The sequence below is a fragment of the Polynucleobacter hallstattensis genome (assembly GCF_018881835.1).
Taxonomy (GTDB): Bacteria; Pseudomonadota; Gammaproteobacteria; order Burkholderiales; family Burkholderiaceae; genus Polynucleobacter; species Polynucleobacter hallstattensis.
Genome location: NZ_JACVPO010000002.1, coordinates 204,135 through 228,047, shown reverse-complemented (window position 1 = coordinate 228,047; position 23,913 = coordinate 204,135). Strand labels below are relative to the sequence as shown.

Sequence of the window (23,913 nt, the reverse complement as noted above, 5' to 3'; positions counted from 1 at the left end):
TCTAGACCCTTATCATTTCCCCATATGGGCTTAATAACAAACTCTCCAGACCGAACTAGGGTCAAAATTTGCGGCCTCAAGACGCCGAGTGACGTCGACGCTGCTACAGCCTCTGGTGTAGATGCCCTCGGATTCGTGTTTTACCCCCCAAGTCCTAGGGCCGTTACTCCCAATATAGCTGCCGCATTGATTTCTAGGCTTCCAGCAGGGGTTGATGCTGTGGGATTGGTGGTAAACGCTACCGATGCTGAATTTGAGGCTATTAGGGCCGCTGCCCCTATTACTTTGTGGCAGTTTCATGGGGATGAGTCACCTGAGGAATGCCAACGCTTAGCTGCAGGTCAGCCCTGGATGAAGGCTGCACGTGTTGGGGCAGGCTTCGCGTTTGATGATTTTTCCCTACAATATAGGCAAGCAAATGCTCTTTTGCTCGATGCGCTCGTTGAGGGCTATGGAGGAGGAGGCAGTCCTTTTGATTGGTCAGGAATTCCACAAGCATGGATAAGCGCAAACGCGCCTCGGGTCGTTTTGAGTGGTGGATTGAGCGTTCACAACGTGGGCGAAGCTATTGCTCGTCTACATCCTTGCGCGGTTGACGTCTCTAGTGGCGTAGAAATCAGCAAAGGTGTAAAAGACCACGCCTTGATGAAAGAGTTTATCGAGGCAGTGCGTGCAGCAGATGCAAGCACGCCAACCTAATCATTTGCTGTAACTAATAAAAGAGGTATTTATGTACGATAAGCCAGATGCACGAGGACACTTCGGTCCTTACGGTGGCGTATTTGTTTCTGAGACGCTGATGTTTGCTTTGGATGAGCTCAAGGCAGCTTATGCAAAATATCAATACGATCCAGAATTCTTAGAAGAATTTCATTATGAGCTAAAGCATTTTGTAGGTCGCCCATCACCGGTCTATCACGCTAAACGTTGGAGCGAGATTTTAGGCGGCGCTCAAATTTATCTTAAGCGTGAAGATTTGAATCACACTGGCGCACACAAAATTAACAACGTGATCGGTCAAGCTATGCTGGCTAAGCGCATGGGCAAGCCTCGTATCATTGCTGAGACTGGAGCAGGGCAGCATGGTGTCGCTACTGCAACTATTTGTGCTCGTTTCGGTTTAGATTGCACTGTGTACCAAGGTTCTGTGGACGTAGCACGTCAAGCGCAAAATGTGTTTCGTATGAAATTGCTTGGCGCAAAAGTGGTGCCTGTTGAATCTGGAACGAAGACGCTGAAGGATGCCCTAAATGAAGCAATGCGTGATTGGGTTACTAATGTGGAAGATACCTTCTACATTATTGGCACTGTCGCTGGACCCCATCCCTACCCAATGATGGTCCGAGACTTTCAAAGTGTGATTGGGGAAGAGTGCAAAATACAAATGCCTGTAATGACTGGGCGTCAGCCTGACTATGTCATGGCCTGCGTTGGCGGCGGTTCTAACGCTATGGGTATTTTTTACCCCTACATTGATTTCCCAGAAGTAAAATTAATTGGCGTTGAAGCTGCAGGCCATGGCCTCAATAGTGGCCTTCACTCAGCAGCCCTTTGCGTTGGAAAGCCAGGTGTATTGCACGGCAATCGTACCTATCTTTTGCAAGATGAAAATGGACAGATATCAGAAACACATTCGGTTTCTGCTGGCATGGATTACCCTGGCGTTGGTCCTGAGCATGCGTGGTTAAAGGACTCGGGCCGCGCTGACTATGTAGCAATAACTGATGAAGAAGCATTGAAGGCTTTTCATGATTGCTGCCGTATTGAAGGCATTATTCCTGCCCTAGAATCTGCTCATGCGATTGCCTATGCATGCAAATTAGCGCCCACGCTCCCCAAAGATAAAACGATCTTGGTGAACTTATCTGGTCGAGGTGATAAGGATATGCATACCGTTGCACAAGCTACTGGTTCCGAGGGCTAATCCATAGTTCATCATTAGGTCACATACAAGAATAGATACGAATTTCCATGTCAAAAATTACTGCACTCTTTAATGAATTGAAAGCTAGCGGAAAAAAAGGTCTGATCCCCTTTATTACTGCTGGCGATCCCGATCCAAAACTCACTGTTGAATTAATGCATGCACTAGTTCGTGGTGGCGCTAACGTCATTGAGCTTGGGGTGCCATTTTCTGATCCGATGGCTGATGGTCCTGTTATTCAACGCTCGTCTGAAAGAGCGCTTACAAAAGGCGTCACTCTTCGTGCTTGCCTAGAAATGGTGAAAGAGTTTCGTAAAGCCGATACCGCTACACCAGTTGTTTTAATGGGCTACGCCAATCCAGTCGAACAGATGGGAGCCGAGCGCTTTGCAACGGAAGCCAAAGCTGCCGGCGTTGATGGTGTCTTGATCGTGGACTATCCTCCAGAGGAGTGTGAAGATTTTGCTAAGCAAATGCGGGCAGCGGGGGTTGATCCTATTTTTCTATTGGCTCCCACTTCATCACCAGAGCGTATAAAGGACGCAGCTAAAATAGCTTCTGGTTATATCTACTATGTCTCTATGCGCGGAGTAACTGGCGCATCTCATCTGAATACTCAGGATGTGGCCAGCATTATTCCTAAAATCCGTGAGGCTACGTCAATTCCGATCGCAGTCGGTTTTGGTATTAATGACGCTGAAAGTGCCCGTGCGGTATCAAAAACCGCTGATGCGGTGGTGATTGGTAGTCGAATTATTCGTCTTTTGGAGGATTCTGCCCCTGGCCAAGCGGTACAATCACTCGAAACCTTCATTCGTGAAATTCGCGTCGCTTTAGATAGTTAATGCACTGGATAGTTAAATACTGATGAGCTGGATCGATAAATTACTACCCCCGCAAATTCAACATACAGACCCTGCTAATCGCAAGTCTGTTCCTGAAGGACTTTGGGTTAAGTGCCCTAGCTGTGAAACTGTACTCTACAGCACTGATATCGAAGCAAACTTATCGGTTTGTCCAAAATGTAGTCATCACATGCGCATTGGCGCCCGCCAACGCCTCGACAGTCTTTTAGATCCAAAAGGCCGCTATGAGATTGGCGCCGATATTTACCCAATCGACCCACTCAAATTTAAAGATTCCAAAAAGTATCCCGATCGCCTAAAAGAAGCTAGTGATGCCTCCGGCGAAACCGAAGCCTTAATTGTTCTTGGTGGAAAGATTGAAAGTATTCCAGTGGTTGCGGCCTGTTTTGAATTCCAATACATGGGTGGCTCAATGGGTTCGGTGGTGGGTGAGCGTTTTGCTCGCGGCGTACAGGAAGCCATTGCTAAGAAGTGTGCTTTTATTTGCGTGACCGCCACTGGTGGTGCGCGTATGCAAGAAAGCTTGCTTTCTCTTTTTCAGATGGCGAAGACTAACTCGATGCTAACGCTGCTCTCTAAAAAAGGTTTGCCCTACATCAGCGTCTTAACAGACCCAACCATGGGTGGGATTTCTGCCAGCTTTGCGTTTATGGGCGATGTGGTGATGGCCGAACCAAAGGCTTTAATTGGCTTTGCTGGTCCGCGCGTGATCGAGCAAACCGTGCGTGAAAAATTACCAGAAGGTTTTCAGCGCTCTGAGTTTTTGATGCAAAAAGGCGGTATCGATATGATCGTTGATCGTCGGCAGATGCGAGGTGAGATTGCCCGTTTGTTGGCCTTGCTACAGCAACTCCCTGAGCCTGCGATTGCGGGTAGCGCAGCTGTATAAAGCGCTTGAATCTAGCCCTCCAAACTCCCATCCTGTTTTCTAGCTTAACGGCTTGGCTTAGTCACCTCGAAACAGCCCATCCTGTTGGTATCGATATGGGTCTTGCTCGAATTAATCGTGTTAAAGACGCGCTAGGCCTGCACTTTGATTGCCCTGTTATTACCGTGGCCGGCACCAATGGCAAGGGCTCTACTTGCGCCTATCTTGAGAGTATTTTGCTAGCGTCTGGCTACAAGGTTGGTTGCCATATGTCTCCACATTTACTCGTCTTTAACGAGCGTGCTCGCATTAACGGTGATGAGGTAAAAGATGATCTTTTGCTAGAGCATTTTGCAGCTGTTGAAAAAGCTCGCGTTAGCTTAGTGGATGCGCCAACCTTAACGTATTTTGAGTTCACCACCTTGGCGATCATGCATTTATTTTCAAAGGCTCTATTAGATGCAGTAGTGCTTGAAGTTGGTATGGGTGGCCGTTTGGATGCGGTCAATATTGTTGATGCAGATTGTGCGATTGTCACGAGTATTGATATAGACCATGCCGATTTTTTGGGTGGTACACGTGAGGCAATTGGTTTTGAAAAAGCGGGCATTTTCCGAGCTGGCGGTATTGCAGTCTGTGGTGATCCCGTGCCCCCACAAACTTTGATTGATCACGCTGAAAAACTCGGTTGTGACTTATGGCTTCAGGGCCGTGACTATAACTTTCAGGGTGATAAGCAGCAGTGGGGTTGGGCAGGGCGTCAAAAACGCTTTAGCGGTCTAGGCTACCCCGCATTACGAGGCGCCAATCAGATTCTGAATGCATCCGCTGTAATTGCTGCATTGATGGCTTTGCATCAGCGACTGCCAGTTAGTGCACAGGATATTCGCAATGGCTTTGCTATGGTGGAGTTACCAGGTCGTTTTCAGGTGTTGCCAGGCCAGCCAACGATCGTTTTAGATGTTGCCCACAATCCCCATGCAGCAGCGACCTTAGGCCAAGGCTTGGATAAGATGGGCTACCACCCCTACACCTATGCCATTTTTGGCGCAATGGCGGATAAGGACATTGCTGGGGTTATTAAGCCACTGTTAAATAGTGTGGACTTCTGGTTTTGCACTGATTTACCAACTCCACGCGCCGCTAGTGCGGCGGCACTATCTGAGAAGCTGGTGGATCTGGGCGTGTCCGTCAAAAACGGCGAAGATGGTGGCATTGAGTGCTTCCCAGATCCTGCTACAGCGTATCAAAAAGCGCTTTCTAAGGCCGGTGAGGGTGATAGAATTGTTATCTTCGGATCCTTCTATACCGTTGCCGGAGTAATGGCATATCGAAATAACCAGGCCCATTGATCCATGATTCGTTTACCGCAGCTTTTTAAGCGAAACTCTGAGACTGAAGACCTTGATCGGGCTTCTGTGAGGGGTCGTCGTACAGTCAATAAATTAGCCCCCCGCAGTTTTCAGCGTGCTCAAGAAAACGAAGAGCTAGCATTTACAGAAGATCCTGATCAGCAACGCGCACGTCATCGTCTGATTGGTGCGGCTGTCCTAGTGTTAATTGCAGTAGTTGGTCTTCCTCGTATTTTGGATAACAAGCCCAAGTCTGTAAATAACGATATTGCTGTGAATATTGTGACTAGTCTGCCTGTCCCTAGCGCTGTGATACCCGTAAATGATGAGAAGGTAAAATCGGTTGCTGTTGTTGAAACAGCGGCGAAAGAAAAAGCACCCACTCCATCCAAAGAAGTTGTAGCGAAATCATCCCCTACGGTAAGCAAAACAAATTCTATTAGTGGCTTAGCTGCTGGTGAAGAAGTCATCGTCGCGCCAGAGGCAATCACCAAATCAAAAACTGAAGAACTTCCAAAAAAAGCGGGGCCTGGTAAATATGTTATTCAGGTTGGTGCTTTTGCATCTGAAGAGCGAGCTAAGGGCTGGATAGTTAAGATGAAAGATCAAAAGATTCCTAATTACGTTTCAAATAAAACCGGCGCTGACGGTGTAAAACTTTTTTTATTAAGAGCGGGCCCTTTTACCGATCAGGACGCAGCTGAAGTTGCTGAGAAAAAACTCAAAGCTATGGGATTGTCTCCAAGGCTAGTTGAGGTGGAAGCCCCTTAATGGAATATTTGTCCGCCCTGAAGTTAACCACAGTGGATTACTTCACCCTGGTAGTGTTATTGGTTTCTGCTTTGGTGGGGATTTCTAGAGGTCTTTTTAAAGAGGTGCTAGCACTAGCCTCTTGGTTTATAGCGGCTTGGGTTGCTTATCACTATACAAACTACCTTTCTGTTGAATGGTTATCTACTTTTCATATGGATGAGCTATTGAGTCTAGGTGTGAGCTTTCTGATTCTATTTATTCTTACCTTGATAGTCTGTGGTTTGATCGGTAATGTGATCCAAAAGATTATTTTGTCTGCTGGATTGAGCATGACAGATCGGTTTTTCGGCCTTGTTTTTGGCTTAGCGCGTGGCGGTGTAGTTGTAGTTGTGATGGCAACATTAGCGGCCTTGACTCCTATTCCTCAAACCGTCGCTTGGCAAAAGGCAATTACTCGACCGGCCATCGATATGGCGACTGGTTTGATTAAAGGTTGGTTGCCAGCTGACTGGGCAAAGCGATTGGGTGATGCAATGCCTAAAATTACACCCACTATTACACCTTCATTAAAAATAGGGATCTAGGCATATGTGCGGCGTCGTCGGAACAGTTTCCCACTCCCCAGTTAATCAACTCATTTATGACGCGTTGTTGTTACTTCAACACCGCGGTCAAGATGCTGCTGGCATGGCAACGATGAATGGCAATTCATTCACGATGCATAAAGCCAATGGTCTTGTTCGAGATGTATTTAGAACTCGCAATATGCGAAGTCTCGTAGGTAGTGTTGGCATTGGTCAGGTTCGCTATCCAACGGCCGGCTCTGCAAGCAGTGAGGAAGAGGCCCAACCGTTTTATGTCAGCGCTCCTTACGGCATTATTTTGGCCCATAACGGTAATCTGACTAATGCGGCTAGCCTGCGTGTAGAGATGGCTTATCGGGATCGTCGCCACATTAACACCAGCTCAGATACAGAGGTGTTATTAAATGTATTAGCTGATGAACTTCAAAAAGAAACCAATAGCGCTGCACTAGATGAGAGCGCTATGTTTAACGCCGTTACACAGGTAACTAAGCGCGTTAAAGGCTCTTATGCTGTAGTTTCTTTGATAGCTGGTTACGGCTTATTGGCATTTCGCGATCCGTTTGGAATTCGACCTCTCTGCATTGGGCGCATGGATACACCGAAGGGTCCAGAGTGGATGATTGCCTCTGAGTCAGTTGCACTTGATGGCCTTGGCTTTACTTTTGTGCGCGATGTCAATCCTGGTGAAGCAATTTATATTGATTTGGATGGCAATTTCTCTTCGCGTCAGTGTGTAGCTGATGCAGTTCTAACACCTTGTATTTTTGAATACGTTTACATGGCTCGTCCAGACTCCACAATTGATGGCGTGACTGTTTATAACGTGCGGATGCGCATGGGTGATTACCTTGCTGAAAAGATTCGTAAAGAAACGATTCCAGGCGAGATTGATGTTGTGATGCCGATTCCTGACTCTAGTCGTCCAGCGGCAATGCAGGTTGCTAAACGTCTAGGCGTAGATTACCGAGAAGGATTCTTCAAGAATCGCTATATCGGTAGAACCTTCATCATGCCAGGTCAGGCCGTTCGTAAAAAATCAGTACGCCAGAAACTCAATGCCATGCGCATTGAGTTCAAAGATAAGACCGTCCTCATTGTGGATGACTCTATTGTTCGCGGTACAACCTCATTTGAGATTGTGCAGATGGCACGAGAGTCTGGCGCTAAGAAAGTGATTTTTGCTTCTGCTGCACCCCCTGTGCGCTTCCCTAATGTCTATGGTATCGATATGCCAACTCGCAGTGAGTTGGTTGCCTATGGGCGTACTGATGAAGAGATCAATAAGATGATTGGTGCAGACCAGTTAATCTATCAAAGCGTCGAAGACATGAAGCAGGCCGTGAAGGATATCAATCCTGAAATCCAGAATTTTGAGGCCTCTTGTTTTGATGGTCACTATATTACTGGCGATATCAATGAATCTTATTTGGATGCCCTGGAGGCCGCACGTAATACTTCCGAGGCTAAAGCCGACCGTCAACGCGATTCTAGTGACTTTGCCCGCTCACAACTGCATTTGCACTTAGCTACAGAAGACTAAAAACAACGATCGAGTTCCTTGGGCATGCGTGCCTGAGGCAATTCTGTAATTCGGTGTCAAAATAGCGGTATGAAGAGTAAAACTACCCGTAAAAAACCTGATTTCTCCAAGCTTGCGCTTGAAACCTTAGCTGTGCGTGCAGGCACACGCCGTACTGCTGAATATCAAGAGCACTCTGAGGCCATGTTTCTCACTTCCAGCTTTTGCTTTGATAGTGCCGAACTTGCAGCTGATGGCTTTGCCCATGCAGACCAGGGCTTTATTTATTCTCGCTTTACCAATCCTACTGTCAGCATGTTCCAGGATCGATTGGCTGCGCTAGAGGGTGGCGAAGCTTGCATAGCAACTTCTTCTGGTATGGCCGCTATTTTGACAATGGCAATGTCGTATCTTCAGGCGGGAGATCACGTTGTTTGTTCGCGCTCTGTGTTTGGTGCCACCATCCAATTATTTAGCAATATTCTGGGACGCTTTGGTATTACAACGACTTATGTGGATTTGTCGGATACCAAAGCTTGGCAAAGTGCCGTCCAAGTAAATACCAAAATGTTTTATTTAGAAACACCATCCAATCCTTTAACTGAGATTGCTGATATCAAAGCTATCTCAAAGATAGCAAAGAAAGCTCAAGCACTATTTGCGGTTGATAACTGCTTTTGTACACCGGCTTTGCAAAGACCTCTCTTATTAGGTGCTGACGTAGTAATTCACTCGGCAACAAAATATTTGGATGGCCAGGGTCGCGTAGTTGGTGGTGCGATTGTAGGTAGCAATGATTTCATTATGGGCAAAGTATTTCCCTACGTGCGTACTGCCGGACCAACACTTTCAGCGTTTAATGCTTGGGTGTTCTTAAAAGGTTTGGAAACTCTCGAGTTGCGTATGAAGCAGCAGAGTCAAAATGCTCTAGAGATCGCTCAATGGTTAGAAAAGCAGCCGGGTGTGGAGTGTGTTTACCATCCCGGTCTGAAGTCTCATCCTCAGCATGCGTTGGCTAAGCGCCAGCAAAAAGCAGGCGGCGCTATTTTGTCTTTCACGTTGAAGGGCGGGAAAAAAGCGGCTTTCAAGTTGATTAATCAAACAAAGCTCTGCTCCATAACTGCAAACCTGGGGGACACTCGCACAACGATCACCCATCCTGCTACCACGACACATTGCCGAGTAAGTCCAGAGGCACGCAAAGCTGCAGGCATTACTGATGGCTTGGTCCGTATCGCTGTTGGACTTGAGAGCGTGGTGGATTTAAAGAGTGATCTCATTGGCGGCTTAAAGAAGTAATCCAAATCATGGGCTTTGCAGATGCTACCCAGTTCTGGAATGAACGTTTTGATAAACAAGAATTCATCTTTGGAAAAGAGCCAAATGAATATTTGGTTGAGCAAGCGTCCCATTATCTAAAGCCCAACTCTTCTGTTCTCTGTATTGCTGATGGAGAAGGGCGCAATGGTGTTTGGCTTGCCAAGGAGGGGATGCGCGTAACGGGCTTCGATGTTTCTGATATTGCACTTGCCAAAGCCAATCAGCTCGCTGCTGATAACGAAGTCAATATTCAATACAGTCTTTGTGACACCGATGGTTTTAATTGGCAGGCCAATACATATGATGCGGTAGTTGGGATCTTCATCCAGTTTGCTGACCCCGAAATGCGCGCCAGAATTTTCCAACAAGTACACCAGACCTTGAAATCAGACGGCCTGTTTATTCTGCAGGGATACACCCCAAAGCAATTGGAATACAAAACCGGTGGCCCATCACTGGTAGAGCATCTCTATACCGAAGAAATGATTTGTGAGTTAAGTCAAGATTTTGAAGTGCTTGAGCTCCAGTGCTACGAAAAAGAATTATCAGAGGGTGCAAGGCACACTGGTATTTCAGCATTACTTGGAATGGTAGCCAAAAAGAGGGCGTAAAAAAAGCTGCCGAAGCAGCTTTTTGATTTAGCTTTGCAGCTTAACCGGCTTTCTTAGCATAAGCAGAGCACCAGCCTGGACCAGCAACTTGCTTAGCGCCAAACAATGAGCAACCACCAGCAGCAGAACCTGCTTTACCTTGATACAGGGCGCAGTTACTGCAAACCTGACCAGCAGCGTACTTTGGATACTTAGCTTTATCTACAGTAGTAGCGTTTGCTTTGTAACCCAATGCAGCAGCTTGTGGATCAGTTTCAGCAACCATGGCTTGAGCTTGAACTTGACCGTTCAATGCCAAAGTACAGGCACCAGCAGCAGATAAAATCATAAATTGACGACGACTATTTTGCATATAAAACTCCATTATTTGAGAAGGTTGTTAATGATGTTGAGACGACACTAGCATATTAATCAAAATACCATTTCTATGCATAGGGTAATAAACACTAGCGTTTTAGTAGGACTTTAATGAACGGCGCCCCAGCTCGAGACCTGACTGCTATCTCAGCTCAAAACACTTTTTTAGTGCCCTATGAAGCGTCTAGGGTCATTAATTAGGCGTAATGGCATGATGTGAATTTGATTTCCATCAAGTTCTAAATGCATCAGACTGCCAAGCTCCATACACAGCCTTTTGACTTCAGCTGAAGAGGCTTCCCACTCAATCGTGTTTTGACTATTCTGAATTCGTAATTGAATAACGGCTATTTGGCCAAGGCTGCTCATCTTTTCAACTACCGCGGGTAAGCTGGCATTACTCGGGCTGGCATGAACGCTCAAGCCATTTTGAGGAATAACCCAGGCTACGCGAACTTTTGGTGGAATCTTGCCTTTGTCGGCAACATCAAATACCATGTCGCAACCATCCCAACTCAAGCTGCCAGCATCAAATACACCATGAAACATATTGCTGATGCCGACTAATTCAGCAACTCTGGAATTTCTTGGTTTCTGAAATAATACTTGCGGCGCCGCAGTTTGCAGACTGATGCCTTGGTCAATCACCGTAATTTGATCAGCCAATAAATCAGCCTCACGTAGGTCATGCGTGACTAACAAGATTGGGATATTTAAGTCCGAGCGTAAATCTGCCAATGTTTTATATAAACTTTGGCGTGTTGGCGTATCAATCGCTGAAAATGGTTCATCTAGCAATAAGACTTTCGGCTGTCTAGCCAGCGCTCTTGCAAGGGCAACGCGTTGCTGTTGCCCTCCAGAGAGTTGGTTTGGCGCGCGCTCTGCGAGATTAGCAATACCCATGCGGTCCAGTAGATCAAGACTAATCGCTTTGCGCTGCGATGTGTTGAGATCGGAGTTCTGCAATGGAATCATCACATTGCCTAAGGCGCTCAGATGCGGAAAAAGCGCATATTGCTGAAACAAGAAGCCGCAAGAGCGCTCTGCGGGGGAGAGTTGTTGCACTTTATTACCAAGATCATCGGTTTCAAACCAGATCTGACCATCGCACTCAATTTTCCCGCTAGCAGGTTTGTTTAAGCCCGCAATAGTTCTAAGAGCTGTAGTTTTGCCACTTCCTGAGGGCCCAACCAAAGCATGCAACTCACCTGGCGCGCATTCCAAACTAATTTGTAGTGGGCTTGGGCTTGCCTGCTGAATTTTGACCTTTAGCATTAGCTTAGGCCTTTACTCGGATTTGGCTTGCGCCCCAATACTCCATAGGAAAGCGCAATGCAAACCAGGGATATGCCTAAGAGCACAAGTGCAATGGCACCGGCACCGGAGGTATCAAAGCTTTGAACTTTGTCGTAAATTGCAATAGAAGCTGTTTTTGTCTCGCCTGGTATTGCGCCGCCCACCATCAGGACAACTCCGAATTCACCAAGGGTGTGGGCAAAGGTGAGGGCAGCCGCACCAGTGATACCACGCCAAGAGAGAGGCAGTTCAATTAAGCGAAAGATTTGCCAATTACTAAGGCCGCTGACTTGGGCAGCTTCCCGAATTTCAGGATTAATGGCCTCAAAGGCTCGTTGTATGGGCTGAATGGCGAATGGGATATTAGCAATGAGCGAAGCAAGCAAGATCCCTGTGAATGAGAAAACCAGGGGAACACCGAAAATACTGGTGTTACCAAATGAAACTAGAAAGTAGTAGCCTAAAACTGTAGGCGGAAGTACCAAGGGGAGCGCCAGAGCAGCCTCAACCCATGGTCTGCTTCTATTGAGACTCATTAGCTTATGGGCAGCACATATCCCAAATGGCAACATCAGGGCCATGGTACAAAAAGCAAGCTTTAAGGACAGCAGAATTGCATCAATATCCATTCTCACATTGTATTGCGTCAATAGGCTAGGGTATTTCTCTATATGAATACAGAGTCCTTAAGTGTTTAATATGTATGTATACGCATATATGATTATAAATAATGAATATAAAAGCTAAGGCAAAAAAAGCCACTAAGGACCTTTCTCCGCAAGCAATGGAAGAGGTTTTTGCACGAGTCGCTGATTACTTCAATGTGCTTTCGGAGCCGTCACGTCTGCGCATCATGTATGCAGTGTGTAGCGGTGAAAAGTCTGTGTCCGAGGTGATTGAATTATGCGGCTCAAGTCAGGCTAATGTTTCACGTCACCTTTCTGCGCTTTATAAAGCGGGAATTTTGCTGAGGCGCAAAGAGGGTACCACTGTCTTTTACTCAATTGCTGATAACGCCACTGTAGAAATGTGCCAAACCGTGTGCGCAAAAATTGCTGAGAGCTTGCATTAATTTCGAAGTATCTATTGACCAAAGCAGATATCAAATGACCAAAAAACAAATTGAGATTAGCGCGCAGGATATTAGCGCAATCGAAAAGCCAGCCAATCAAGCTCGTCTTGTAAAGGCACCTGAACATTTTATCTCTCAGGAGCTCATCGCCGATATCAACGCAAACGGATTGGATGAAAATCGTCGTGGCTTTTTACGTAAAGGTTTTATGTCTGCACTTGGTGGCGCAACTGCTGGACTAGCGGCTCCACTAGCTATGGCAGCAGGTGAGGGCGATCCAGCCATCCTTGAGAAACAGGAGTGGCAAACAACGCTTGGCAAAAACGTAGCAACCATGCCATACGGCGTGCCATCTATTTATGAATCTAATTTAATTCGACGTGAGTCTCCTGGGCTTACGCGTGTCTCTGCTGCATCTGTCGCCTTTACACCTCTTCAAGGTCTGTTTGGAACTATCACGCCAAACGGTTTACATTTTGAACGTCACCATCAAGGTTGGTACAACGTCAATCCAGAAACACATCGTTTGATGGTGAATGGCTTGGTTAAGAATCCGCGTGTTTTCACGATGAACGACTTAATGCGCTTGCCATCAGTTTCTCGTACTCACTTTATTGAGTGTGGCGCGAATACTGGATTAGAGTGGGGTAACGTAGCTGTTCCAACTGTCCAGTACACGCACGGCATGCTCTCTTGCTGTGAATTCACAGGTGTTCCTTTAAAGGTATTGCTAGAGGAGTGCGGTGCCGATCTCAAAAAAGGAAAGTTCATGTTAGCCGAGGGCGGTGATGGCTCGGGAATGACTCGCACCATTAATCTTGAGAGCTGCCTTAATGACACCATTGTGGCTTGGGCTATGAATGGTGAGATGCTGCGCCCAGAAAATGGCTTCCCGTTACGCCTGGTAGTTCCTGGTGTTCAGGGCGTTAGTTGGGTGAAATGGTTACGCCGCTTAGAAGTAGGCGATGCCCCATGGAACTCTAAGGATGAGGCAATTCATTACATCGATTTGATGCCAAATGGTGATCACCGTCAATATGCATCAATTCAGGAATGCAAATCTGTTATCACTACACCATCAGGCGGCCAACAACTTTTAGATAAAGGTTTTTACAACGTCAGCGGCATGGCCTGGTCTGGTCGAGGAAAAATTACACGAGTCGATGTGTCTTTCGATGGCGGTAATAATTGGCGTACAGCCCGTTTAGAAACGCCCATACTTACTAAATCCATTACGCGCTTTAATATTGATTGGGTGTGGGATGGCTCTCCGGCAATCATGCAATCAAGAGCCATGGATGACACCGGATACATACAACCAACGATCAAGACACTTCGTAATGTTCGCGGTACACGCTCGATCTATCACAACAATGCAATTCAATCATGGAAATTAGATTCAAATGGCGAGGTGAGCAATGTTCAAGTTGGATAAATTGAAGATCCGCCTAGGAGTTGCGGCGCTCATTACAGTGGTTGCGCAATTCGTATTTGCTCAATCAGGTTCAACAAAATTTCCTGGTGTTGGTAGAGTGGCGACTCCTTCTGAAGTTGCAGCCTGGGATATTGATGTGCGTCCAGACTTTAAGGGCTTGCCAAAAGGATCCGGCTCAGTTGAAAAAGGACAGATTATTTGGGAGGCTCAATGTGCCAGTTGTCACGGTACCTTCGGTGAGTCTAATGAAATCTTTACACCTATTGCTGGTGGCACCACTAAGGATGATCTGAAGACGGGTCGAGTTGCCTCATTAAAAGATACAAAGCAGCCGCAAAGAACTACTTTAATGAAGCTGTCTACAGTATCCACATTGTGGGATTACATTTACCGTGCGATGCCGTGGAATGCGCCTAGATCGCTAACTCCTGATGACACCTATGCATTGGTTGCATTTATTTTGAGTCTTGGCGAAATTGTCCCTGACGATTTTGTTCTGAGCGATAAAAATATTGCTGAAATTAAAATGCCGAACCGTAACGGCATGACAACTAAGCACGGCTTTTGGAACGTAAAAGATAAGCCTGACGTCAATGGCAATGCATGTATGCATAACTGTGTTTCGTTCGTGCAAATTGGGTCAACCCTGCCAGACTTTGCTCGCAATGCGCATGAAAATATTGCAGAGCAAAATCGTATGTACGGGCCATACCGCGGTGCAGACACTACGAAGCCCCCTATTAAGCAATTGCCTGGAGCATCAGGGTCTGGCTTGGCTCATGCGTCGGATACCCATTCTTCTGCGGCAAAAGGACCAGCAGCGCTCTTCAAGAACGAGAACTGCTCAGCTTGTCATGCCCCTAATGCCAAGCTAGTTGGGCCTTCAATTGCAGATATTGCCAAAAAGTATGAGGGGCAAAGTGGTGCGGTGGATCGGTTAATGACCAAGGTGAAGCTTGGGGGAGCGGGTGTTTGGGGTTCAATCCCGATGCCAGCTCAAGCACAGCTTTCTGATGAGGATCGCAAGGCTTTGGTGGTTTGGATGCTTTCAGGCGGTAAATAAATTAAGGAATTAGGTGGTATCCACAGTGTTTTAATGCAAAATAAGCAATAAATTGAGAGTAATGAAGATTAATAAAGGAGTTTTTATGAATCAGCAGCGTCGCAGTGTATTGAAGTACTCAGCAGTGTTTGGCTTGATGGCTTCTACAGGCCTTATTAGTACTGCTCAAGCCCAAGAGTGGAATAAAGCCGCTTTTGAAGGTAAGAGCTTGGATGATGTTTTTAAAATTTTAGGTGCTGGTAGCCCAGATAAATCTGCCGCAGTTACATTGAATGCTCCTGATATTGCCGAAAATGGTGCGGTAGTTCCTGTCGGAATTACTACCTCGCTTAAAGCGGAGCAGATGGCAATTTTGGTTGAAAAGAACCCAAGCTCACTCGCCGCCCAATTCTTTATTCCTGCTGGTACTGAGCCATTCGTTACTACTCGTATCAAGATGGGTCAAACATCCAATGTCTATGGATTAGTCAAGGCTGATGGTAAGTGGTTGATGACTGTTAAAGAAGTCAAAGTAACGCTTGGTGGTTGCGGCGGTTAATTCGCAGTAATTCAATAGAACAATTCATTTATATATAGAGTAAAAAAGGAACCAAAATGGCTGATCCAATGCGCGTAAGAGCTGCTGAAAACGGCGGTACTGTTGACGTAAAAATCTTGATGAAACATGATATGGAATCTGGTCAGCGTAAAGATGCTGCCGGCAAAACTATCCCTCAGTGGTTTATCAGCACTATTAATGTTACGGCCAATGGCAAAAAAGTATTTGCTGGCGAATTTGGTCCTGCAGTTTCAAAGGACCCATTTTTGAACTTTAAGTACAAGGGTGCTAAGGGTGACAAAATTGCTGTGACTTGGAATGATAATAAGGGCGATAAACGCACTGATGAAGCAACTGTTTCTTAATTGTTTTTTGCTTTAATAAATCTTCACCGCCTCCGTGGTTCTGAAAGGGTAGGAAATGCAGCGTAAATTGACCTTAGGGCTAGCTACTGGTTTAGTAACAGCTTTATTAACAATGACATCTTCGGTGTCAGCACAAAAGAGTGCTACTGACGATATTGCTAAATATCGCGAGATGATTGCCGATGGAAATCCTTCAGAGCTCTACGAGGCAGCAGGTGAAGAGTTGTGGAAAAAGCCGGCTGGCCCAAAGAACGCAACTCTTGAGCAATGTAATCTGGGTCTAGGCCCTGGTGTAGTGAAGGGCGCAGCAGCACAACTGCCACGCTACTTTAAGGACACCAATAAGGTTCAAGATTTAGAGTCACGCTTGATGACTTGTATGCAGGTATTGCAAGGTCGCGATCCACAGGAAATGATTGATGCTCCATTCCAAAAGGGTCCTAAAAAGGATATGGAGGCTATCGTTGCCTATGTTGTTACCTTATCTAAAGGTGACAAGATTAAGGTAAGCACTGCGCATCCAAAGGAAAAAGAGATGTATGACCTGGGTAAGCGTGCCTTCTTCTTCCAGGGTGGTCCAATGGATTTCTCCTGCGCATCTTGTCATGCTGAAAACGGCAAGCGTATTCGCTTACAGGATTTACCGAACATCACAGAGCAAAAGGGTGCCGCTTTGGGTTGGGGTTATTGGCCAGCCTACCGCGTATCGAGCGGTCAATTTTGGACGATGCAACAACGCTTGAACGATTGCTTCCGTCAGCAACGTTTTCCTTACCCTATTTATGGCTCAGATGTAACTATCGCTTTGTCTATGTATATGGCAAAAACTGGCAATGGCGGAACTGTTGAAACACCTGGCTTAAAGCGTTAATGGATAAGAGATGAATATGAAAATTACACACTTAAAACAACTCTTAGCTGCTACTGGATTTATTTTTGCTACTGGTTTAGTGCAGACTCCTGCTCTTGCTCAACAAAAAAATGATCCAAAATTTAACAAGATGATTCAAGATAGCTTCCGCGCAGAAGGTATTGCTGGATTGGATCGCATCGACCAAGATGCAACGCAAAAGTTCTGTTCTGATCCTAAGTTTGCTGATAGTAAACAAGGTCAAGCTATGCGCGAGAAAATCCAGAAGATTAATATGGATACTATCAAGCAGCCGTCTGATGGAAAATATATAGGCGACTGGAAGAGTGGTGAAAGAATCGCGCAAAGTGGTCGTGGAGCCACGTGGTCTGATAAAGCTGACACCCAAGTTGGCGGTGGTTGTTATAACTGCCATCAAATTGACCCTAAAGAAATTTCTTATGGGAACATCGGTCCATCCTTAACTGGATATGGAAAAATGCGTGGATATTCTCCAGAGGTCGTAACTTATACCTGGAACCGAATTAATAACTCCAAGGCTTACAACGCATGCAGCAATATGCCGCGTTTTGCCCACTTCAAGTTATTAAATGAGAAGCAAATACAGGATGTCATGGCTTTGCTGCTTGACCCAGAATCACCTGTGAACAAATAACACATTTAAACAGGCCGCAAGGCCTGTTTTCTTAAGGGAATCACTATGTCTTTAAATCGTCGTGAGTTTTTGCAAGCATTGGCTATCGCCTCTGCTGGTGGAATGAGTTTGCAATCGAATTTCGCTAACGCACAGACAACCGCTCAAAAATTCTATGATTTGCCGAAGTTTGGGAATGTGCATTTTCTGCATTTCACCGATTGCCATGCCCAGCTATTACCAATCTATTTCCGTGAGCCTAATGTCAATCTTGGTATTGGCTCGCAAGAGGGCAAGACACCTCATTTAGTCGGCGAATATTTTTTAAAGGCAAATGGTATTAAGCCAGGGACGCGAGATGCGCATGCCTTTACTTATCTTGATTACGTTGCGGCTGCACAAAACTACGGCAAGATGGGTGGCTTCGCTCATATGGCAACTCTGATAAAGCAAATCAAATCTAGTCGTCCAGGTGCGCTGTTATTGGACGGTGGAGATACTTGGCAGGGATCAGGTACATCCCTCTGGACCAATGGTCAAGATATGGTTGATGCGGCCTTGCTGTTAGGTGTTGATGTCATGACTCCCCACTGGGAAATGACCCTAGGCGAGAAACGCGTCATGGAAATTGTGAATGGCGATTTCAAAGGCAAGGTTTCTTTCATCGCTCAAAACATTAAGACGGCAGACTTTGGTGACTCCGTCTTTAATCCTTATGTCATGAAGGTGCAGAACGGTATTCAAGTGGCCGTGATTGGCCAGGCCTTCCCTTACACCCCAATTGCTAATCCACGTTACTTCACACCAGACTGGACATTTGGCATTCAGGAAGAAAATCTTCAGAAGACCATTAATGAAGTAAAGGCCAAGGGTGCAAAAGTAGTTGTGTTGTTATCCCATAACGGTATGGACGTTGATTTAAAGATGGCATCCCGTGTTACAGGCTTAGATGCAATTATGGGCGGCCATACGCATGATGGTGTTCCAACTCCAGTCAAGGTAAAGAACTCGAATGGGGTAACTTTAGTTACCAATGCAGGTTCCAATAGTAAATTCTTGGGCGTACTCGATTTTGATGTCAAAGGTGGCAAGCCAGTAGATTTTCGCTACAAGCTTTTCCCAATTTTCTCGAATATGATTCCGGCTGATCCTGCGATGAACAAGTTGATCGCTAAAGTACGAGCCCCATATGAAGCGAAGTTGAATGAAAAACTAGCAACTACAGATGGTCTTTTGTATCGCCGTGGTAATTTCAATGGCAGTTTCGACCAGTTAATTTTGGACGGATTGATGACTCAGAAGAACGCGGAGATTGCTTTCTCTCCAGGTTTCCGTTGGGGCACAAGCTTATTGCCAGGTCAAGCTATTACCCGTGAGAATTTGCTAGATCAAACCGCCATTACCTATCCATACACCACAGTTACCAATATGACTGGTGAAACTATCAAGACTATTTTGGAAGATGTGGCAGACAATTTATTTAACCCTGATCCTTACTACCAGCAGGGTGGTGACATGGTTCGTGTGGGTGGTATGCAATACACCATTGATCCAGCGGCATCTGCTGGCAAGCGGATTAGTGATATGCGTTTAAATGGCAAGGATATTGATCCTAGCAAGACATATAAGGTTGCTGGTTGGGCACCAGTTAGCGAAGATGCTAAGAATGCTGGTGGTGAGGCAATTTGGGATGTGATGGAACGCCATTTGCGTGATGTGAAGGTGGTTAAGGCTGTAAAGCTCAACGAACCGATCATTAAAGGTGTAAAAAATAACCCCGGAATGGTTTCACTCTAATACTATTAATTCGAGATCAATAATGAAAAAATTACTTCAATGCCTGGCAATTACTTTTACCCTGTTTGCTAGCGGAGCCAATGGTGCGGGACCCACAGAGGTGGTTTATCACATTGATGACGCTGAGTCTCAAGGTATTAAAGGTTTGCGTAATATACGCAATCATTTGGATGTATCCCCGCAGACCAAAATCATTGTCGTTACTCATGCCAATGGCGTCGACATCATGATGGAAGGCGCAAAAGATAAGAAGAATGGAATTGAATATGCACCCTTAGTTGGCGCATTGAAGTCCCGTGGAGTTCGCTTTGAGGTCTGCGAGATTACGCTAAAGAATCGAAATCTGAAAAAGGATCAATTCATCTTAGACACAGACTACACTCCATCCGGAGTTGTTCGAGTTGCTGATCTTCAAAACCAAAGCCGTTTCGCTTATATAAAGCCCTAAGCTATGCGGTTGCCGCATCTTGACTTGCGCGCTTATGCCCTAAGAGTGCTTTTTCTTGTCTCGGCCTTACTACTTTTATCTGTAAGCACTGCTCACGCATCCGATGATTTGATCCTGAAGCCTATTCAAGTAGCGCCACATACGTATTTCGTACAAGGCTTGCCAGAGATGGGCAGCAGTAAAAATCAAAACTTTATTTCTAATGCGGGGTTTGTGATTACTCCCAAAGGTGTAGTGGTGGTTGATGCTCTAGGTTCACCAGCGCTTGCCAAGAAACTCATTGCAGAAATTAAAAAAATTACTCCTCAAAAAATTGTAGCTGTCATCGTTACTCACTACCATGCAGATCATGTTTATGGGCTCCAAGAGTTTAAGAAGCTTGGTGCAAAAATTTATGCTCAAGGGGAGGGGAGAAGTTACATCTCTTCGGAGACGGCTCGGCAGCGCCTCATCGCATCACGAACTGATTTTGCTCCTTGGATAAATTCCTCGACCAACTTAATATCAGCAGATGTCTGGATAGATCAGAGTTTCACACTCACAGTTGGTGGTGTGAACTTTAAGATTGGTAGGGTGGGTCCAGCTCATGCGCCTGAGGACTTAATTATTTATATCCCATCTGAAAAAGTCCTCTTTGCAGGTGATTTGGTTTTTCGAGGTCGCATTCCCTTTGTTGGTAACGCTGATAGCAAGGGCTGGTTGCAGGCCTTGAATGAGATTGAATCACTCAATCCCAGTATCGTGATTCCTGGCCACGGTGCGCACTCGATTAATCCCATTGAAGATATCCGTTTTACACGGGAGTATTTACGATATTTGCGCCAATCAATGGCTAAGGCGGCTATCGATATGGACCCCTTCGAGGAGGCTTATCGGCAGGCTGACTGGTCAGAATATGAAGGAATGCCCTTGTTTAGAGCTGCAAACCGCATGAATGCGTACAACGTATACCTATCAATTCAGGCGGAATAAGGCATTTTTGTCATCTGGGCTTTAAAATAGCCGATTACTTTGTAAATGACTGATTTCAAATGAAATTACCACTGATTAAGCTTATATTTGTATTTGCTGCCATGTTCGGCCTGCATTTATCTGTCTATGCTGCGCCGGACCTTGCAAACGGTAAAAAAATTGATCAAGAGAAATGCTATGCCTGCCACGCCAAAAAATCTGGCTTTGGCAATGGTGACATGATCTACACCCGGAGTGATAGCAAGGTTAAAAATCTTCAAAACCTAAAGACGATGGTTGCTAGGTGTAATACAGAATTACGTCTTGATCTTTTCCCTGAGGATGAGGCTGATGTAACAGCTTTTCTCAATAAGCAGTTTTATAAATTTAAATAATTTCAGTAAAGATTTTTTATGGATGCGGTAGATATTTCTTCTCTTAGCAAATCAGTTTTATTTGCTACCTTTGCAGTGACTTTCCTGTTGGGTGCAATGATGCAAAAAACAGGTTTCTGTAGCATGGGTGCAGTCTCAGATATTTTTATTATGTCTAGCTGGGGTCGTCTAAAGCAATGGTTTCTGGCCATCGGCGTGGCGATTATTGGTTTTGCTTTGATGTCTTACTTGGGGCTTATTGATCCCTTAAAGAGCATGTATACCGGCAATAGGTTTTTATGGCTATCTTCAATAGTAGGTAGCACGCTATTTGGTTTTGGCATGGTGCTTTCATCTGGCTGCGGTAGCAAGACTCTTGTTCGTATTGGCGGCGGCAATCTGAAGTCCATCATCGTATTTATCGTCCTTGGACTTTCGGCCTACATGACGATGAAGGGCTTTCTGGGTGTTATCCGCGTCAATACTTTGGATTCGGTCTTCATTGCCCTAAATACATCTCAAGATTTGCCAAGTATCTTAGCTCCAATGACTGGCATTGCGCGCAATAACTTACATCTAGCTTTAGGTTTAGTAGTGGGATTTGCCTTTATTGCTTATGCACTTGCAAATAAAGCTTTCTGGACGGCTGAAAATCTATTTGCCGGAATTTTTGTTGGCCTGGCTATTTGCGCTGTATGGTGGATATCAGGTAACTTGGGCTTTGTTGCTGAGGATCCTAACACCTTAGAAGAGGTTTTCTTGGTGACTAACTCTGGTCGCATGGAGAGTCTCTCGTTTGTGGCACCTTATGCCTTTTCCTTAGATTGGTTGATGATGTATAGCGACACTTCAAAGGTGATTACTGTTGGCATTGCAGCTGTCATTGGAATGATTTCTGGATCAGCCTGCATTTCTATTTTGACTAAGTCATTTCGTTGGGAAAGTTTTCGCGATACTGAAGATACGGCTAACCATTTAATTGGTGCTTCTTTAATGGGGTTCGGCGGAGTTACAGCACTTGGCTGTACTGTTGGCCAAGGCTTGAGTGGTATCTCCACATTGGCAATCGGATCACTGCTTGCCTTGCCAGGATTTATCTTCGGTGCCTACCTAGCCCTGCTTTATTTAGAAACACGCAACGCACCTAATCCCTGTAGTTAATTGATAAATTAGGCTAAATATTATGCAGATAGATTGGCTTGCTTTTACTCCTGGCCCCGCTTTTCTTGGTGGAATTTTGTTGGGCCTCGCAGCTGCCTTATATGTCATCCTCCATGGTCGTATCTTAGGTATCAGTGGAATTGTTTCTGGGCTATTGTCACCTAAAGAAGGTGATATTCAATGGCGCTTAAGTCTTGTTTTGGGTTTATTGAGTGCGCCAATCTTGTCGAGCCTATTTTTTGGTATTCACACAATTACTGTAATTGATGCTGATTGGATCGCCATTATTATTGCCGGTGTACTAGTCGGTTTTGGTGCCAGCTATGGTTCTGGTTGCACTAGCGGTCATGGTGTTTGTGGTTTGTCACGTCTTTCACCAAGATCTTTAGTTGCTACGGTGTCTTTCATGAGCGCTGGATTTTTCATAGTCTTTGTCATTCGTCATGTGTTGGGCCTATAAATCATGAGAAGACATTTCAGTTTTATTAGCCAATATTTAATCGGTGTGTTGTTCGGAATTGGTCTGATCATTTCCGGTATGAGCAACCCGCAAAAGATTCTGAATTTTCTTGATCTGGCTGGTAACTGGGATCCGTCCCTCATCTTTGTGATGGGCGGTGCAATTCTTGTGGGCCTCGCTGGTTTTTATTTGGTTTCCAAGCGCTCCGAAGCTTTTTTTGGTGGAGCACTACATATTCCTACTCGCAGAGATATTTCGAAGCCCTTGATCATTGGCAGCCTGATTTTTGGTGCGGGTTGGGGTATTGCTGGTTTCTGCCCAGGCCCTGCAATTGTTGCTCTGGGGGCCGGTCACCTTAAGGCTCTCGTCTTTATATTGGCAATGTTAGTTGGTATGGTAATCTGCAACCGCTTCTTTACGGGTCACAAAAAGTAAGTCTGATTTAGAATCTAAGTTATTAGTTTTTAAATTCTTATTATTTTTTGAGGTTTAGATGAGCCTTCCCATTGCTTGCCATACTGACCAATTCGGTACCCTAGGTCAAATTGACCCAGGCCATTTAGCTGAGATTGTTAAACAAGGTTACAAAAGCGTAATCAATAATCGTCCAGATTTTGAAGGTGGTCCTGACCAACCTACGAATGCGCAAATTCAGGCTCAAGCCGAAGCTTTAGGTTTGAACTACGCCTTTTTGCCTGTAATTCCCGGCGCATTTACGCCAGATCAAGTAGTGGAGATGGCGCGCTTACTAAAGACCATGCCGGGCCCAATTTTGGCCTTTTGTCGTTCTGGTGCTCGCTCTACCAATTTGTATCACATGGCATTACAGGTTCGCTGAAGCTTTATCGATTATTTAGCCATTATTCATGCGTATTGAGATCCCAGAAGAGAAAAAGTTTGTGCATGAGATGTGTATGCCGATTCGTTGGGGTGACATGGATGCATTTGGACATGTTAATAACACGGTGTACTTTCGCTACATGGAGCAGGCTAGGGTAGAGTGGATAACTTCTCTCGGATATAGCGTTGCTCCTGGTGATGAATCTATGTTGATGATTAATGGATTTTGTAACTTCCATCAACAACTCACATATCCAGGTGAACTCATTTTAAAAACCTATATTGGCAATATTGGGCGCTCCAGTTTGGATGTTTACACTACGATGGCTTTAACTACAGAGCCAGAAACGATGGCTGCTGTTGGTGGCGCCACTATGGTGTGGGTCGATCTGAAGACGGGTAAATCCTCACCTTGGCCAGATCATGTGATCTCTAAGCTGCAATAGGATAT

29 protein-coding genes are annotated in these 23,913 nt (G+C 45.5%); 26 read left to right on the top strand and 3 right to left on the bottom strand.

What is annotated here, in order from left to right:
* The first annotated feature begins 24 nt into the window (after window positions 1-24).
* The 10 genes from ICN26_RS07615 (at window position 25) to ICN26_RS07570 (ending at window position 9,800) form a co-directional block, all read left to right on the top strand.
* A complete protein-coding gene (locus ICN26_RS07615) occupies window positions 25-699 on the top strand; it encodes a phosphoribosylanthranilate isomerase (RefSeq protein ID WP_216267871.1) in 675 nt (224 codons plus the stop codon).
* A gap of 31 nt (window positions 700-730) precedes the next feature.
* Window positions 731-1,924: a tryptophan synthase subunit beta gene (gene trpB, locus ICN26_RS07610; RefSeq protein ID WP_215325002.1), complete on the top strand. Its 1,194-nt coding sequence runs from the start codon at window positions 731-733 to the stop codon at window positions 1,922-1,924.
* Window positions 1,925-1,971: 47 nt separating this feature from the next.
* Window positions 1,972-2,769 (top strand): tryptophan synthase subunit alpha, encoded by a 798-nt coding sequence (gene trpA, locus ICN26_RS07605; RefSeq protein ID WP_216267870.1) that lies wholly within the window; start codon window positions 1,972-1,974, stop codon window positions 2,767-2,769.
* A 22-nt stretch (window positions 2,770-2,791) separates the two neighbouring features.
* Window positions 2,792-3,679 (top strand): acetyl-CoA carboxylase, carboxyltransferase subunit beta, encoded by an 888-nt coding sequence (gene accD, locus ICN26_RS07600; protein ID WP_216267869.1) that lies wholly within the window; start codon window positions 2,792-2,794, stop codon window positions 3,677-3,679.
* A gap of 5 nt (window positions 3,680-3,684) precedes the next feature.
* Window positions 3,685-5,010, top strand: a complete 1,326-nt coding sequence (gene folC, locus ICN26_RS07595) for a bifunctional tetrahydrofolate synthase/dihydrofolate synthase (RefSeq protein ID WP_216267868.1) — start codon at window positions 3,685-3,687, stop codon at window positions 5,008-5,010.
* Window positions 5,011-5,013: 3 nt separating this feature from the next.
* Entirely contained in the window at window positions 5,014-5,781 is a 768-nt protein-coding gene (locus ICN26_RS07590) for an SPOR domain-containing protein (RefSeq protein WP_216267867.1), read from the top strand.
* Window positions 5,781-6,347 (top strand): CvpA family protein, encoded by a 567-nt coding sequence (locus ICN26_RS07585; RefSeq protein WP_216267866.1) that lies wholly within the window; start codon window positions 5,781-5,783, stop codon window positions 6,345-6,347. Before ICN26_RS07590 ends, ICN26_RS07585 begins: the two co-directional genes overlap by 1 nt.
* A 4-nt stretch (window positions 6,348-6,351) precedes the next feature.
* Window positions 6,352-7,890, top strand: a complete 1,539-nt coding sequence (gene purF, locus ICN26_RS07580) for an amidophosphoribosyltransferase (protein ID WP_216267865.1) — start codon at window positions 6,352-6,354, stop codon at window positions 7,888-7,890.
* 69 nt (window positions 7,891-7,959) lie between these two features.
* Window positions 7,960-9,168 (top strand): O-succinylhomoserine sulfhydrylase, encoded by a 1,209-nt coding sequence (locus tag ICN26_RS07575; protein WP_216267864.1) that lies wholly within the window; start codon window positions 7,960-7,962, stop codon window positions 9,166-9,168.
* Window positions 9,169-9,176: 8 nt separating this feature from the next.
* Window positions 9,177-9,800, top strand: coding sequence for a class I SAM-dependent methyltransferase (locus ICN26_RS07570; RefSeq protein ID WP_216267863.1), 624 nt, complete (start codon window positions 9,177-9,179; stop codon window positions 9,798-9,800).
* Window positions 9,801-9,840: 40 nt separating this feature from the next.
* Here the strand turns inward: ICN26_RS07570 and ICN26_RS07565 are convergent, their stop codons facing one another.
* From ICN26_RS07565 to modB, 3 genes are all read right to left on the bottom strand, one after another.
* Window positions 9,841-10,152, bottom strand: coding sequence for a high-potential iron-sulfur protein (locus ICN26_RS07565; RefSeq protein ID WP_046330217.1), 312 nt, complete (start codon window positions 10,150-10,152; stop codon window positions 9,841-9,843).
* 170 nt (window positions 10,153-10,322) lie between these two features.
* A complete protein-coding gene (locus ICN26_RS07560) occupies window positions 10,323-11,432 on the bottom strand; it encodes an ABC transporter ATP-binding protein (RefSeq protein WP_216267862.1) in 1,110 nt (369 codons plus the stop codon).
* The gene (modB, locus tag ICN26_RS07555; RefSeq protein WP_369411812.1) at window positions 11,432-12,103 is read right to left on the bottom strand and encodes a molybdate ABC transporter permease subunit; all 672 of its coding nucleotides are present in this window, start codon (window positions 12,101-12,103) and stop codon (window positions 11,432-11,434) included. The genes ICN26_RS07560 and modB overlap by 1 nt, the downstream gene beginning before the upstream one ends.
* Before the next feature lie 80 nt (window positions 12,104-12,183).
* On the opposite strand from modB, the gene ICN26_RS07550 reads away from it, so the two are divergent.
* The 16 genes from ICN26_RS07550 to ICN26_RS07475 all read left to right on the top strand — a co-directional run bounded on the left by ICN26_RS07550 (window position 12,184) and on the right by ICN26_RS07475 (window position 23,908).
* The gene (locus ICN26_RS07550; protein ID WP_216267861.1) at window positions 12,184-12,525 is read left to right on the top strand and encodes an ArsR/SmtB family transcription factor; all 342 of its coding nucleotides are present in this window, start codon (window positions 12,184-12,186) and stop codon (window positions 12,523-12,525) included.
* Between the two features lie 79 nt (window positions 12,526-12,604).
* The gene (gene soxC, locus ICN26_RS07545; protein WP_439650739.1) at window positions 12,605-13,960 is read left to right on the top strand and encodes a sulfite dehydrogenase; all 1,356 of its coding nucleotides are present in this window, start codon (window positions 12,605-12,607) and stop codon (window positions 13,958-13,960) included.
* Complete coding sequence (locus ICN26_RS07540; RefSeq protein ID WP_216267859.1) at window positions 13,944-15,023, top strand: c-type cytochrome; 1,080 nt, start codon at window positions 13,944-13,946, stop codon at window positions 15,021-15,023. The genes soxC and ICN26_RS07540 overlap by 17 nt, the downstream gene beginning before the upstream one ends.
* A gap of 85 nt (window positions 15,024-15,108) precedes the next feature.
* On the top strand, window positions 15,109-15,561 hold the full coding sequence (gene soxY / locus ICN26_RS07535) for a thiosulfate oxidation carrier protein SoxY (RefSeq protein WP_215353703.1): 453 nt from the start codon (window positions 15,109-15,111) through the stop codon (window positions 15,559-15,561).
* Window positions 15,562-15,617: 56 nt separating this feature from the next.
* The gene (gene soxZ / locus ICN26_RS07530) at window positions 15,618-15,926 is read left to right on the top strand and encodes a thiosulfate oxidation carrier complex protein SoxZ (protein ID WP_215353701.1); all 309 of its coding nucleotides are present in this window, start codon (window positions 15,618-15,620) and stop codon (window positions 15,924-15,926) included.
* Between the two features lie 55 nt (window positions 15,927-15,981).
* Window positions 15,982-16,797, top strand: coding sequence for a sulfur oxidation c-type cytochrome SoxA (soxA, locus tag ICN26_RS07525; RefSeq protein ID WP_216267858.1), 816 nt, complete (start codon window positions 15,982-15,984; stop codon window positions 16,795-16,797).
* A gap of 16 nt (window positions 16,798-16,813) precedes the next feature.
* The gene (gene soxX / locus ICN26_RS07520) at window positions 16,814-17,452 is read left to right on the top strand and encodes a sulfur oxidation c-type cytochrome SoxX (protein ID WP_216267857.1); all 639 of its coding nucleotides are present in this window, start codon (window positions 16,814-16,816) and stop codon (window positions 17,450-17,452) included.
* Between the two features lie 45 nt (window positions 17,453-17,497).
* On the top strand, window positions 17,498-19,228 hold the full coding sequence (gene soxB / locus ICN26_RS07515; protein WP_216267856.1) for a thiosulfohydrolase SoxB: 1,731 nt from the start codon (window positions 17,498-17,500) through the stop codon (window positions 19,226-19,228).
* A gap of 22 nt (window positions 19,229-19,250) precedes the next feature.
* Window positions 19,251-19,676: a DsrE family protein gene (locus ICN26_RS07510; protein ID WP_215329872.1), complete on the top strand. Its 426-nt coding sequence runs from the start codon at window positions 19,251-19,253 to the stop codon at window positions 19,674-19,676.
* Between the two features lie 3 nt (window positions 19,677-19,679).
* Window positions 19,680-20,648 carry an MBL fold metallo-hydrolase gene (locus ICN26_RS07505; protein WP_216267855.1) on the top strand — a complete coding sequence of 323 codons (969 nt, stop codon included), beginning with the start codon at window positions 19,680-19,682 and terminating at the stop codon, window positions 20,646-20,648.
* A gap of 59 nt (window positions 20,649-20,707) precedes the next feature.
* Entirely contained in the window at window positions 20,708-21,022 is a 315-nt protein-coding gene (locus ICN26_RS07500) for a hypothetical protein (RefSeq protein WP_216267854.1), read from the top strand.
* Between the two features lie 18 nt (window positions 21,023-21,040).
* Window positions 21,041-22,162, top strand: a complete 1,122-nt coding sequence (locus tag ICN26_RS07495) for a YeeE/YedE family protein (RefSeq protein ID WP_216267853.1) — start codon at window positions 21,041-21,043, stop codon at window positions 22,160-22,162.
* 22 nt (window positions 22,163-22,184) lie between these two features.
* Complete coding sequence (locus tag ICN26_RS07490; RefSeq protein WP_216267852.1) at window positions 22,185-22,622, top strand: YeeE/YedE family protein; 438 nt, start codon at window positions 22,185-22,187, stop codon at window positions 22,620-22,622.
* A 3-nt stretch (window positions 22,623-22,625) separates the two neighbouring features.
* Window positions 22,626-23,057, top strand: a complete 432-nt coding sequence (locus ICN26_RS07485) for a DUF6691 family protein (protein WP_216267851.1) — start codon at window positions 22,626-22,628, stop codon at window positions 23,055-23,057.
* Between the two features lie 58 nt (window positions 23,058-23,115).
* Window positions 23,116-23,460, top strand: a complete 345-nt coding sequence (locus ICN26_RS07480) for a protein tyrosine phosphatase family protein (RefSeq protein WP_215353684.1) — start codon at window positions 23,116-23,118, stop codon at window positions 23,458-23,460.
* A 28-nt stretch (window positions 23,461-23,488) separates the two neighbouring features.
* Window positions 23,489-23,908 carry an acyl-CoA thioesterase gene (locus ICN26_RS07475; RefSeq protein ID WP_216267850.1) on the top strand — a complete coding sequence of 140 codons (420 nt, stop codon included), beginning with the start codon at window positions 23,489-23,491 and terminating at the stop codon, window positions 23,906-23,908.
* Window positions 23,909-23,913 lie beyond the last annotated feature (5 nt).